Source organism: Pseudomonas sp. S150 (assembly GCF_004526365.1).
GTDB lineage: Bacteria > Pseudomonadota > Gammaproteobacteria > Pseudomonadales > Pseudomonadaceae > Aquipseudomonas > Aquipseudomonas putida_A.
This window is the reverse complement of record NZ_CP038207.1, coordinates 3,677,092-3,690,558: the sequence shown is the minus strand read 5'-3', so window position 1 is coordinate 3,690,558 and position 13,467 is coordinate 3,677,092. Positions and strand designations below refer to the sequence as shown.

Below are 13,467 nucleotides of genomic sequence, written 5' to 3'. Positions count from 1 at the left end.
GGCATGCGATGTTTAAGTTACTGATATTGGGGTGTTTTGCCTTGGGCTCGGCTTATGCTCAAGCAAACATAATTTTGAATGGTACACGAATTATTTATCATGAAAGTAAGGGGTTTGAAGCCGTACAACTGACGAGCACTGGGGCGGACGCTTCTTTGGTTCAGGCATGGATTGATGACGGAGATGTCAACTCTACGCCCGAAACAGCACAAGTGCCGTTTTTGTTATCACCTCCCATCGTCAAAGTGCTCGGCCACGGCGGCCAGCAACTCAGGATCGAAAAAACTGATCAACCGGTATATGGCGATCGTGAAAGTGTATTTTATTTGAATATTTTGGAAGTACCGGCATTTCCGGAGCACTTGCAAGGGCAAAATACGCTGCAATTAGCACTTAGAACGCGTGTCAAACTTTTTTATCGCCCGAGCACTTTGAAGTCCCGCCCTGACTTTAGTAGTGAAAATATCAGAATTGTGGCGCACAGCACGGGCGTGTCTGTTTTCAATGATAACGCCTATCACTTGACGATTGTACGAATTGCGGAAAAAAACTCGAGCGTTGAAATCGCGGGGTCCAACATGATCGCTCCTTATGCTTCGTTGGATATACCAGGCAAAAGTAAGCTTGAGCCTGATACTCAATATATTTTGACTTATGTTGACGACTTGGGTGCATACCGAGATGAAGTGGTCACATTGCGCTAAATCGATTTCTTACATAGAAACAATAAAGGCTTTCGCTTGTTTTAGCGTGCTACTGAACGTCTCAACGGTGATGCATGACGCGCGCGCGGAGTTGTTTGACACTTCGCTTCTGGCCGGCAGGTCGAAAGAATCAGATCTTTCCAGATTTTTGAGCAATGTTGAGCTGCCTGCTGGTCAACATACATTAGATGTTTATGTAAACGATCTATGGAAAGGCCGATATAAGGTGCTGCTTGGTAGCACACGAGAGGATGTTAAAATCGCTTCAGCCGCTATTTCAGAACTGGGGCTCCAAACCTCTTGGGCACCACCCGCTGCGGATTCCAATGATTGGATTCCGGTCCAGTACATTTCAGAGGGAACTACTTTTGTCTTGGATATCAGTACACAGAGCCTTCGCGTGAGTGTCCCTCAGGCCTATGTACGACGTACTGATGAAAGCTACATTGATCCGCAGTTCTGGGATCCTGGACTGCCTGCATTGATCCTTGGCTACAATGCTGTTTATAACCGGCTGGAAGCCCAAAGTACAAATGTCGCCACCAATGACTTTTACTCAGGCCTGAATCTAGGTGTAAATATCGGCGGGTGGCAGTTTAGAGAGCTTGGCTCGGCAAGTAAGCGGTACGACGAGCGGATCCAGTACCAGTCCAATCTACGTTATGCGCAAAATAATATTGCGTCACTGAAGTCCGTGGTAAGAGTCGGTGAGTTTTATTCCGGCGGGGAATTATTTGAATCTGTTAAAACCAAAGGCGTCGGGTTGTCTTCGGACATCAACATGCTTCCTAATTCAATGCAAGCATTTTCTCCAGTGGTCCGAGGAACCGCCAGAACTAATGCACTGGTGATAGTGAAGCAGAACGGCAGCATCATCTATCAGGAAAACGTACCGCCAGGTCCCTTCGTGATTGATGCATTACCGCATACCGGTTCGGCGGGGGATCTCACAGTGATTGTTCAAGAGGCTAGCGGAGAGGTCACTTCATTCACAATACCTTTTTCGTCTGTTCCAAGCATGCTGAAAGCTGGTGTCAGTAAATACGCTTTAACATTGGGCTCAGCAGTACAACCTAATACGAACTATACCCCGGATTTTTTTCAGGCTACCTGGCAACGAGGGCTTGATAATCGCTCAACGGGTTACCTCGGAAGTACAATGAGCTCCGAATATCAAGCGTACCTGATCGGCGGCGCCTTTAATTTGCCAGTGGGTGCTCTGTCTCTGGACGTTACCCATGCACGCACGGATCTAAAAAAGCAAAATTTCACCGGTCAGAGTATTCGAATCACCTACAGTAAACTTCTCGATGCCACTGCCACAAATTTTACGCTAGGCGCTTTTCGGTACTCAAGTGCAAATTTCTATACGTTCGATGATGCCATTTATGCGAAAGAAAACAATTTCAGCAAAAATCGAAAAAAATACCAGAATCGATTTGACATACATCAGACCGAAGACACCTCTGTGATTGACATGAAGACCTGGGATTCGTTAACCGGCGCACGGCCGCGTAACAATTTCAGCCTCAATATTAGTCAACGCCTGCCCGGCGAATGGGGGTCTGTATATTTCGCAGGCGTGCAGCGAGATTACTGGGGCTCCAACAAAAAAAGTCGGGAGTACCAGTTTGGCTTTTCAAAATCGTTCAACCAGGTATCCATTAGTCTGTCCGTCAACAAGGTTCGTGATTCACATGGGCATGAGCAGACGCGGTCGTATATTGGTTTTACTATTCCATTCGAGATGTTCTCCAATCGTGCAACGCTCGCCAGTAGTGTTTCATTTGCCGAATCACGTTATTCGCAAAGCAATACGAGTGTCAGCGGTAGCGCCCTGCAATCTCAACGGCTTAGTTATAGTGTAGCGGCGAGCCATGACCCTGAGAACCGTGCCATCAGTGTGGGCAGTACTTACCGCGCCAACAACGTCACCGTCGGGGGAACCCTCGGTGAAGCATCCGATTACCGGCAGTTTGGCTTGGACGCACGCGGCACCGTGGTCATGATTCCAGGAAAAATTCTGGCATCTAATGATATGGGTAATACGATGCTAGTTGTCGAAGCTCCCAAGGCAAAGGGAATGGTTGTCAATGGTGATGCCAGTGTCGTTACCGATGAAGATGGTTACGCGCTTGTACCTTACGCAAGCCCGTACCGCACAAATTCAATTATGCTGTCCGAGGGCGCTAATGCCTCGGGTGGGAGAGTTATAGGCAACGTTGCTCACAGCGTGCCGTTTGCCGACGCAGTAGCAAAGGTCACATTCAAAACTGACTTGCGTCAGGCGCTGAACTTTCGTGCTTTACATGCAAATGGTTCCCCGTTGCCCTTCGGCGCCGAGGTGCTGGATCAGGCCGGGAACTCTATCGGCTATGTTGGCCAAGCCAGTACGTTATACATAAATTATGACGTGCGACCATCACAGCTGACTGTGCGTATGCATGACAGTTTCTGCGCTGTAAACCTGCCGGATGTACTCGCCCCTCGAGCGTCCGTTTCGTGTCGATGAGTGGAGACGTACCGATGTCTGCTTGGTCAATTATCAAATTGTTTTTTGCCATTTTGCTATTGAGCCTTATTTTTAACTATGCCGCCAATGCAACGTGCTATGACGATATTACATCCCGAGGCCCTGATATTGTGCTGGATCTTTCGGAGCGCTTGAAAAAGGATATTTCCCCAACGTGGACGACGACAGTCTATACCAACTTTACGAATCGGCCGTTTAGTTGCTCTGGAGGCGAACAGCTGAAGTATCAATCTGCTCTTAAAAAATCCGGCGGGGTATTAATCGGATTTCACAATGGCGCCTATTGGATCCGGGTTGAAATAATCTCGATACCGGAATCCATACCCATGAAATCGGGTTCACATCGAGGCGCCGAGGTCAATACGGCCATTACGATGCGATTTACCTTGGAAAACGGGACGGGACCTGCCGAGACAAAATTTCAAAGTAGCGTGGCGCTGCTCAAGAACTTTGTAAATGTCATTGACGACTCGGGCATGGGTTGGCTTGAATGGCTTGGTTCGATTGTCAGCTCGGGGTACTATCTGATAGTAGGGGCACCCGATTGGAAAAGGAACATGTTTACTCAGAACTTGGCATTGATCTACACGCCTACCTATACTACTTGCAAGTTGGACAACCCCGGGCTCACCGTTAGTCTTCCGGAGGTCGGTATCTCGAGCGTTACTGCAGGTTCGCGGCCTGGCTATACTCCATTTAATTTGAACTTTAGCTGCGACAACCTCCGGGGAAATGGGTTATCGGACCGTATGGTTGACATCTTCCTCTCTAGTAATGACTTGGGCACTCGGGATACCTATCTAGTTGACCAGCGTCCTCTTGCAGCGCAAGGAGTCGGCATCATGCTGGTTGCTGCAAACAACCCATCGACGCCCGTGATATTTTCGCGATCCCCCATGGCACGCGGACGAGCGACTTCGATTCACAGGTTGCAACCCGGCAGTTATAGCCCCGATCTCTTTAGCGTCTCACTGGGTGCGTTCTACTTCCCGTTTGCGCCGAAAAAAGTAACTATCGGCCCTCTCAAGGCATCTGCTACCGTCAACATCACTTACCAATAGAAAAGCAGGTCTGAGCATGCTCTGAGGAAATCCTGAAAGTTACTCCCAAAAGTCAAAGGTACTCGTTATGACCGCACCGCCGGGTCTTTATATTTAAGGGGCAGGGCAATGGCGAAAGGGCATCAGGTGCTTGCGAGATGTCGATCTGGTTGGTATCACCCTGTCATTGGTTGGTAGCGTGTCCGGGGAGATGTGTCGCGCTGACAAGGATGGGGCTCGAGGTTGGGCATCATTGCGCCATATCGCACTTTGGGCGTTTATGACCAGGGTAGCGAAATGTAGGAAAAGGATCACTGGCCGCTTAAATCGCGACCGTCCAAATCATTCCAAATTGGAAATATATCTACCCAGCCCGTCAAGCAAGCGCGTGTACGCCTGTATCTCGCCAAAAGGCTTTCCTATCACGGCGACTCTGTCTTGAGCTCTCTGCATCGCTACGTCTTCAAAAAATCGCAAAATCCTATGCAATCGGTAGAGGGTTGTGCATGAGAAATTTCTTGTCTGGGGCCGGGTATATTCTCGAAGTGCCTGGTGCTCCACAGACATGCATGTGTTGGTTCAAATCCGAAGATATCATTAAGACCAGGCGTGGCTGATTTATACCGTTTTTTGGAAAGCGAGAAAAACGGACCGGCCGAGCTAGCCAGCTACACACATATTTGATGAAAATATTGCTTATGAGCCCCGCATTTTCATCAGATACTCAGGAGGTACGTCCTAAAAATTATGGTGACGACATGAGCAAAAAAGTCCTGATCGTTGATGATCATCCGTTGATTTGCCACGCGATCCGCTCAGCTTTGGCCCCGATCGGATTCGAGTCAGTGGGGGAGACTGCCGACGGCGTAGATGCCATACGCATGATCGAGTCGCTGACGCCGGACATTGTCATATTGGATATAGGTCTGGAAAAGCTTGATGGCTTGACCGTACTCAAACGCATCAGGCGGGATAAGCTGGATACCAGGGTGCTGGTGTTTACTTCCCAAGCAAAGGAGAATTACGCGTCACGCTGCCTGCAAGCCGGGGCCAGTGGCTTCGTCAGTAAAAACGAACCTATAAGCAAGCTGGTCAAGGCTATCGAGACGATTGCCGATGGATACATTTTTTTTCCGAAGGACGCCATGCCTCTGCTTGGCAACGTCGATGCGACGGCGGATCTCGAAGATCTTACCGACAGGGAATTACAGATTTTCAAGTTGCTGGCCGAGGGGCTTTCCAATAGTGATATCGCCAGCCGTCTCAGCTTGAGCAATAAAACCGTCAGTGGGCATAAGGTCAATATCCAGAGCAAACTTGGTGTTGCATCGGCAGTCGAGCTGGCAGACATTGCCCGCCGGCATCACGTCATTTGATCACCTTACGATGAAAATCTGCCTGCAAACCCTGTCGTTTGTGCTTTTTTTGATATTCAGCTACGGCAGCCCGTCGTACGCTCGAGACCTGAGCCCAATCGCCCGACAACCTCTTGACGATCTTAAAGTCCAGCTTTCTCAGAGGGAAAGGCAGTGGCTTGCGCAGAAAGGACTGTTGGTGGTCGGCGTTTTTGAAGATCCGCTGCCGCCTTATCGCATCTTCGAAGAGAATCAGAAATTCGAAGGCCTGATGGCCGATTATTTGGTGGCGCTGCAACGAGAGCTGGGTGTGGCAGTTCATTTGCGCTCTTTTGAAACGCGTGCTGCCATGTATGGCGCCTTGCGTGACGGCACCATCGACATGGTCAGCAACGTCACTCGGTTGATGGCGAAGAATCAAGGCATGAGTCTCAGCTCACCCTATGTCGTGACAGAGCTGGCGCTGTTTTCCGAGGCCGGGGATTTGCATGAATATAGTGCTGACGATGGGCAGACTCGGATTGCAGTCGCCAACGGCAAGATGCTGGAACTCTTCCAGAGTGTAGGGGGGCGCGGGAAGTTTCAACACTACCCATCGGCATTGTTGGCGATGTCGTCGGTTCTAACAGGGGAAAACCAGGTTTTTCTCGGGGATACGCTGTCCACTCATTACCTCTCGAGCCAAATATTCAGCAGCCAGTTGGTAGTTAACCAGAGCGCAAAGCTGTCGGAGGTGGACGTTGGTTTCGGACTCGAACCGGGCAACGTTATGCTGCAAGGCATCCTCGATCGGGCGCTGGGCGGACTCACTCGCTGCGAGATCATCAAGGCCCAGCAACTCTGGGGTGATACCGAAGATTGCAACGTCAGCAAGTTTCGCGATCGGCTTTCCTTGGCAGAACGTGAATGGCTGGATCGCACTTCAACTGTGCATCTGGTTGTCAGCGAGGATCTCGCTCCCTACGCATTTTTCAACAGCCGCGGGCGCTTCAATGGTATCGCGTCGGACGTGCTGGACATTATCCGGCGTAAAGCCGGGATCCGCTTTAATATCCATCGTGTCAGCTCGATCAGCGAGGCTACGGCTCAACTTGGGCGGGGGACAACGATTCTGAGTGTTCTACCCCAATCATCTGCGGATTCGTCCCGATTTCTTCATACTCGTCCGCTGACTTTTGCACCCTATCTATTCGTTGAGAGGCAGGAGGATGCGTCGTCAAACCTGAACTCGCAAAGCCAGGTTATCGTTGCAGTTGCCAAAGGCTATGCTGACCTGAGTATGCTCGGCAGCCAATACCCGAACCTGGTTTTCAAGCAGACTGACACCATAGGTGAGGCCTTTAAACTGGTACGTGACGGCGACGCTGACAGGGTTTTGGCTCCGGCGCACGTGGCGCGTTACTACCTCTCCTACAAATATGAAAACAGCATGAGGGTTGGAGGTGTCGTCAACGGGCCCGAGGCGCGAATAGTATTTGCGGCGCCTCAGGATCAAGCGCTTTTTATCTCTATTCTTAATAAGGCGATGCTGGATATCACGCCTCGAAAGAACCTTCAGATCATCGGTCGATGGCGTGCCAACTCTGCGACAGATGACCGGTATTGGGAGGGGCTGAGGACGAGCTTCTGGCGCTCTCTCGGGGGGCTGGCGGGGCTGCTCCTTGTAGCAGGTCTGCTGATTTTCGCCCAGCGTCGGCGCATTCTGCGCAAGCGACAGGATCTGCAACAGCGTCAGTTACTGCTCGACGAATTGCAGATCGCCAAAGAGTCTGCAGATCGGGCGAGTCGAGCCAAAACGGTGTTTCTTGCCACCATGAGCCATGAAATCCGTACACCGCTCAATGCCATCATCGGCATGCTGGAACTGGTACTCACACGCAAGAGCAACGTCGATCTAAATCAACAGTCGGTGCACATCGCCTATGAATCGGCAATCGGGTTGCTTGCCCTGATCGGCGATATTCTAGATATATCGCGTATCGAATCAGGCAAACTCACCCTGACGCCCGAGCCGGCCCGAATGAAGGATGTGCTGGAGTCGGTAAGCAACGTTTTCTCCGGACTTGCAAGACAAAAGGGGCTAAATCTGACACTCAACCTTGACTCGCTTGCCGCAGAGCAAGTGTGGATGGATGCAGTTAAGGTCAAACAGATCGTTTCAAATCTGCTGAGTAATGCGATTAAGTTTACCGAACGCGGAAATGTCGATCTTTCTTGCTCGGTGCACGTGGTTGAAGACTCCATCTTGAGTTTTCAGATCGCCGTCAGTGACACCGGGACGGGTATACCACCGTCTCATCTGGATCAAGTTTTAAAGCCGTTCTACCTGGTCGATGGTGTGACCAGCGATTCCAATTCCGGAGCTGGGTTGGGGCTGGCAATCAGTCAGGCGCTCTGCCAATTGATGCAGAGCACTCTGCAAGTGCAAAGCGAACTGGGCAAGGGTACTCGCATGAGCTTTTCGCTCGACCTGAACAGGGTGGTTGATGCGGCAGCAATGCACGAGGAGGGCAAGGGGGCTGCACGGAACACTGAAGAGTTGTTTACCGTCCTGATCGTCGAGGATCACCTGCCGAGTCAATATTTGCTCGTCCAGCAGATAAGCTATTTGGGGCATCGTCCGCTTACCGCGAACAACGGCCTGGAAGGGCTTGCGGTATGGAGCGAGCATGATGTCGACATCGTGATTACTGACTGCAACATGCCGGAAATGGACGGTCTCGAGATGGCCCGCGCCATGCGCCGGATGGAGCAGGGCAAAGGAATCAAACCGTGCCTGATCATTGGTCTCACCGCCGATGCGCAGCGGTCAGTGCAGCAGGCCTGCATCGACGCCGGAATGGACCATACGCTAGCCAAGCCGACAAACTTGGCAGTACTCAACCAAATGATTCCCAAATTTGGAAACGATCAATCACCCGTGCCGGACGGGACATCCTGGACCCAGGATATTCGTACCAGGATGGCCGAGGAGGTGTGCAGGAGCAATCAGAGGGAAAGTATTGCGCTGCGTGAGGCGCTGGATAGCGGAGACACACTCGCGATTCAAAACATCGCCCATAAGCTGAAAGGTACGGCTTATCTACTCAATCATCAGGTACTGCTGGAGCGCTGTGTCGAGATGGAAGAACTCTCGGCGGGAACACTCACTCAGGAACTGCTCGAAGCAGGGCAGATGCTTCTCGAATCTCTCGAGAGCATCAGTCTGTCGCTACAATCCCATTGAGGTGAGCTGAGGAACAGATTTGTCTTGGTAGAATTCAAGACGCGTCTTAGAGGACCTGGGCGATGACTCGCATACCCTTTGCGAATGATTTGAGCCAGGTTCTCTTGCACATGTTCACAGTATTCTCCCCTCCAACACCTACCCATGACGAACCACACCGTACGGTTGCTCCCGATGCAAACGAGATCCACAGAGGATTGCTAAAAGGGGAATTCCGGGCGTTTGTACAGCCGAAGTTCGATATTGTCAGCAACGCCGTTCTCTCGGTGGAAGTCCTTGCGCGCTGGCAGCATCCCGAATGCGGGATGCTGACGCCCGCGGCGTTCATCTCGACAATGGCTCGCGAAGACCTGCTCGATGACTTGTTATTCGCGCTGCTGGATCAAGGCCTGGCCGCTCAGGTCGAGTTGCGTAACCGGGGCCAGGTATTGGGTTTTGCTTTCAATCTCAGCCTTAATCAGTTGGCGAACGAAACGTGGGTCAGTGCTTTGATCGCACGCTTGCAGCGACATCCGATGTCGTTGTCGCTGGTGACTTTCGAGATTACGGAGGACGGCCCGGCAATTGCGAGCGCGCGCTGCGTACAGAACATCCTCCGCCTTCGCCAGATCGGGGTTCGTTTGTCAATCGATGATTACGGCACGGGGCACTCCTCGTTGTATCGTCTGTGCCAACTGCCGTTCGACGAAATCAAGCTCGCCGGCGAGTTTACGCGGGAGGTTCTTCGTTCCTCGCAGCATCAAAGCGTCGCCCGCGCCACTGTCCTGTTGGCGCGTGAGCTGGGTATGCGGCTGGTTGTTGAAGGCATTGAAACGCAAGAACAGCGTTTGTGCCTTGCGCAGATGGGGGTAAGGATCGGACAGGGATATCTTTGCGCCCGTCCGATGCCGGTTGAATGCCTGTACGGCTGGCTTTCGTCATCGAGCCGTGACTTTGCGGCCTGAGCAACACCGGTCGAGCGATCGATGCCCGACCTGTACACATCACCCTATCAGTTGTAGTCGAGGATGTAATTCAAAACCGCATCGGCTCTGCCGGGTTTTATCTTGGCGCTGCCTTTGCGCGCATATTTTGCATTGAACTCAAACGTATAGCGCTCGCCATCTTCTTCACTTTTTACCCATTGCATAGCTAACCCGGCCCATTTACTAAACGGAAGTTTCACCCCCGCTGGGGTGGTTAGGGCGACACCAATGCCTTCTGCTCCTCCGGGGGTCAAGTTGAGCAGTCCGGCGCCTTCGTTATTACCTTCAAAGTATATTTTCACGGGTAGATTCGATCCCGGAAGAAGGCCAGTGCACAGCACGCTCAAGCCGACAGTGCGAGGCGTCTGCTGTTCTAGAAGCGGAATAGCTACTTTGCCAAGGGGAATGTCCTGACGTTTTTCACCGGCGCATCCTGAGAAATAGTTACTGGAAATCACCTCTACTTGGCCAACGATATCTATTTCTGCTGCGTCCCAGTCTTCAACTTTCGCGTGTATTTTAATGTTTAAATTGAGTTCGCCTTTTTTGATGTCGCGGGCTGTACGTATGAGTTCTACATGCAAAGGGTCTGGTAGCCGACCGATCATTCTTGGGGCATTGGTATAGCTATTTTCAAAAGGCAGAGCTCTGTTCAATCTAAAATCTACGAGTCGAATTCCAATGCCGGATAGATTGGTGCGATAGACATCGTCGTATCCATCCTCCAAAGGCGCATCTATTGCGTAACTGTAGTGAATAGGGTTTATTTTTGTTGGGCACTTGAAGTCAATACTGCGGCTCGCAGCTTTCAAATAAAATGCTTGATAACTCATGCGCTGACCAATGGGTGCGAGATTCAGCGTTTTAGGAGTCATAGCTAAACTAAAGTAAGCTTTCCCTTGAACTGCCGCTAGTGGCGACCAAAAGCATTCTGCTGTGTTATCAGCAGTGGCGGCATTGCTGGCTGCTGTAAATAACAATGCCACAATACTATGTAATGCAAATTTCAACTTTTCACTCCTTGATCAGCCTGCAGACCGCAGGTCACGTTCATCTGGTCGTAAGTCAACGCAATGTTTTGGGGAGGGAGTCGATAGGGGGCCGAACAGATACCGTCAGCCCACTTTACTTTCAGCCAGCCTTCGTTTTTGATGCCGAAGACCAGCGCACGGGACTGGTTGTCGACCACGGCCAGTAATTTGCCGCCTTCGTCTTCTACCTGGGCGCCAAACGGCAGTTTTTTCCCGTCATGGAGGACAAGGTCAATCTGCACGCGCCGGCCGGACGACGCATCAAAATGCGCCTTGACCACGGCCCCACGACGCGGCACGACGCGGGCTGAGGTTTCGGTGACCTCAACGTCAGTGCCCAGAGTCTGGGTGTCCAGGTCGAGATCGTTGTAGCGATAGGGCTGAACGTAACTCTCGATGGCGTATCCGGCACTGTCTGTATGCGACGCGGCACCGTTGATACTGGCGCCCTTGACTCCCGGCACCTCCACCAGCGCGAAGGTTTCTCCCACCGGCTGGCCAAAGGTGACGCCGCCGCTGTGAGCAACGACCGACCCCGATGCAGACAGATCCATATGGCGTGCAGAGCCGGACATGCCGTAGTTGCCGGCAACCTTGGCCATTGGCGCATCCCACCCAATACCGATACTGCGTGAACGTTGATCGCCGTAGACGTCGGCCTGGGCGGAGTACGAGAGCCGGCCGTTATCGTCGAGATACCCCGAAACCCCGGTCTGAAGGCTGTCGTCGCTTTTGCCCGAGCGGGTGAAATTGCTGTACACGCGCTGCGACCGAGAGCGCGATCCAAAAGGAAAGCTCACCGACAGAGCGAGCTGATTGTCTGATTCATGCGAACGCCCCCCATCCTGCGTGTGCGAGGCGGTGATGCTGTAAGTGACTTCACCGACGTTGCCGCTGTAACCCAATTGCAGGCGTCGTGTGCTGCCGGCGCGATTCCAGTAACTGGTCTCTCCCGCGCTGACAAACACTGAACCGTGACCTCCGATGTTCTGATTGATGTTCAGGTCCAGTCGACTCTTGGGGCGACTGCTGATGAAGTTCTGCTGGTCAATTTCGCTCATCTCCTGGATATGCTCGCTAAGCGTGCGATAACCCGAAGTCGAGTAGCGGTAGCCCACCATGGTGAAGGTCGTATTGGTGTTGTTAAGTGTCTTTGAATAGAGAAAACGTACACTCTGGCCGGTACTCGCCTCGCCGTGAGCCGGTTGCGACTGACTATTGGTGATGTCCAGGGACATCCCGCCCAGAGCGGTGTTGAGGCCAAGACCAAAGTTGAAAGCGTTGTAATCCTCGGCGGCGAGCAAGCCTCCGTAGGTTGTCAGGTTGTCGGTGGCGCCATAGACCGCCGTGCCCTGCATCAAGTGAGGCGACTTCATTCCTTCGTTGCTGTATTTGCCCAATGACAGGCTGTACTGAAACGTACCTCGCCTCACCATGACCGGCAGATAGGAATAGGCTTGCGTATACTTTCGCTCGCGTCCATCGGACTCGATGATCGTCACCTCAAGGTCACCGTTGGAGCCACCCGGATAGATGTCGTGAATCTCGAATGCGCCTGGGGACACCGTCGTGGAATAGATGACGTAGCCGTTCTGGCGCACTTCAACAGTGGCATGCGTCTCGGCAATGCCGCGTACAACGGGCGCGTAACCCGATTCGTCATCGGGCAGCATGCCGATGTCCGAACCGAGTTGAATCCCACGAAAACGACTGCTGTCGAAGATGTCGCCATTGGTATAGAGCTGTCCGACTGCAAAGCGGCTCTTGAGTGAGGTAACGTCGTGTTCCAGATAGGTGCGGTTGCTGGAAAAGGTGCGTGATGCTCCAGTGCTCTGACTGAACGACGAATCGTTACGCAGGCGCCATTGACCGATGTTGAACCCGTTGCGCAAACCCAAGTAGCCGTAATCGTTTTTGAAACCGCCACCATTGTTGCGATTGAAGTTCAGTTGGTAGTTACTGAAGGCGGCGGTAATTCCCTCGTCCCACAGAGACGGATCGACGTAGCCGCGTGAGCGGCGCTTGATGTAAGCCTGCGGTACGCTGATGTAGAGAGCCAGTTGGGAGACATCCATCTCCACCGTCGCCCCCTCGATGCGCAGCACATTGACCGACTCGTCGTCCGTAATGTGCTCGGAAACAATGCCTTCTTTCTGCAGCCGCTCAACGTCCACGCCCATTTCGCGCAGCATGCCGAATTTCAGGATCGGCCGTGCATCAGCATTGGGCGCGTCTTCGTCGACAATAAAGGAAATGTCCTGGCGTCGTTCCAGGCGTTGGTTCAGATATACATCGACACTGTAGTCACCCGGTACGACACCATTGGATTGTTCGAAGTACCGCAAGTCGACCTTGGCTCCCTTGTCCTTGAGGAACATCGGGTTGAATTGTGTGGCGGATGCCGCCGAGGCACTTAACATGCTCGCGGCGGCCAGGCAGGAGAGATACTTGCCTGAGCGTTTTTGCGCGCGCTTCTTCCGAGACTTCCTGTTGTACTTTCTGATTCGCATGGAATAAGGCCAAACTTCCGTCAAAACACTACTTCCTGTGCACGAGGAGTCCTGGGATGCATATCCCAAGGCGTGCGCGGATGAAACGAGGGTGAAGCGGGAA

Annotated in this window: 8 protein-coding genes and 1 pseudogene; 7 read left to right on the top strand and 2 right to left on the bottom strand. The window is 52.2% G+C overall.

What is annotated here, in order from left to right; translation table 11 throughout:
* Nucleotides 1–8 precede the first annotated feature (8 nt).
* The 7 genes and pseudogenes from E3Z29_RS16860 (at nt 9) to E3Z29_RS16830 (ending at nt 9,802) form a co-directional block, all read left to right on the top strand.
* Nucleotides 9–704: a molecular chaperone gene (locus E3Z29_RS16860; protein ID WP_134786383.1), complete on the top strand. Its 696-nt coding sequence runs from the start codon at nt 9–11 to the stop codon at nt 702–704.
* Nucleotides 682–3,216 (top strand): fimbria/pilus outer membrane usher protein, encoded by a 2,535-nt coding sequence (locus E3Z29_RS16855; protein ID WP_167734140.1) that lies wholly within the window; start codon nt 682–684, stop codon nt 3,214–3,216. Before E3Z29_RS16860 ends, E3Z29_RS16855 begins: the two co-directional genes overlap by 23 nt.
* Before the next feature lie 14 nt (nt 3,217–3,230).
* Nucleotides 3,231–4,298 (top strand): fimbrial protein, encoded by a 1,068-nt coding sequence (locus E3Z29_RS16850; protein WP_167734138.1) that lies wholly within the window; start codon nt 3,231–3,233, stop codon nt 4,296–4,298.
* A 137-nt stretch (nt 4,299–4,435) separates the two neighbouring features.
* Nucleotides 4,436–4,548, top strand: a pseudogene (locus E3Z29_RS29670) (phage holin family protein); the annotation flags it as partial.
* 487 nt (nt 4,549–5,035) lie between these two features.
* Nucleotides 5,036–5,653 carry a response regulator transcription factor gene (locus tag E3Z29_RS16840; protein WP_134786380.1) on the top strand — a complete coding sequence of 206 codons (618 nt, stop codon included), beginning with the start codon at nt 5,036–5,038 and terminating at the stop codon, nt 5,651–5,653.
* The gene (locus tag E3Z29_RS16835) at nt 5,598–8,858 is read left to right on the top strand and encodes an ATP-binding protein (RefSeq protein ID WP_256662008.1); all 3,261 of its coding nucleotides are present in this window, start codon (nt 5,598–5,600) and stop codon (nt 8,856–8,858) included. Before E3Z29_RS16840 ends, E3Z29_RS16835 begins: the two co-directional genes overlap by 56 nt.
* A gap of 110 nt (nt 8,859–8,968) precedes the next feature.
* On the top strand, nt 8,969–9,802 hold the full coding sequence (locus tag E3Z29_RS16830; RefSeq protein WP_167734136.1) for an EAL domain-containing protein: 834 nt from the start codon (nt 8,969–8,971) through the stop codon (nt 9,800–9,802).
* A 47-nt stretch (nt 9,803–9,849) separates the two neighbouring features.
* Here the strand turns inward: E3Z29_RS16830 and E3Z29_RS16825 are convergent, their stop codons facing one another.
* Both E3Z29_RS16825 and E3Z29_RS16820 read right to left on the bottom strand, forming a co-directional pair.
* Nucleotides 9,850–10,833, bottom strand: coding sequence for a fimbrial protein (locus E3Z29_RS16825; RefSeq protein ID WP_134786377.1), 984 nt, complete (start codon nt 10,831–10,833; stop codon nt 9,850–9,852).
* A complete protein-coding gene (locus E3Z29_RS16820) occupies nt 10,830–13,274 on the bottom strand; it encodes a fimbria/pilus outer membrane usher protein (protein ID WP_134787580.1) in 2,445 nt (814 codons plus the stop codon). Before E3Z29_RS16820 ends, E3Z29_RS16825 begins: the two co-directional genes overlap by 4 nt.
* Between the last annotated feature and the right edge of the window lie 193 nt (nt 13,275–13,467).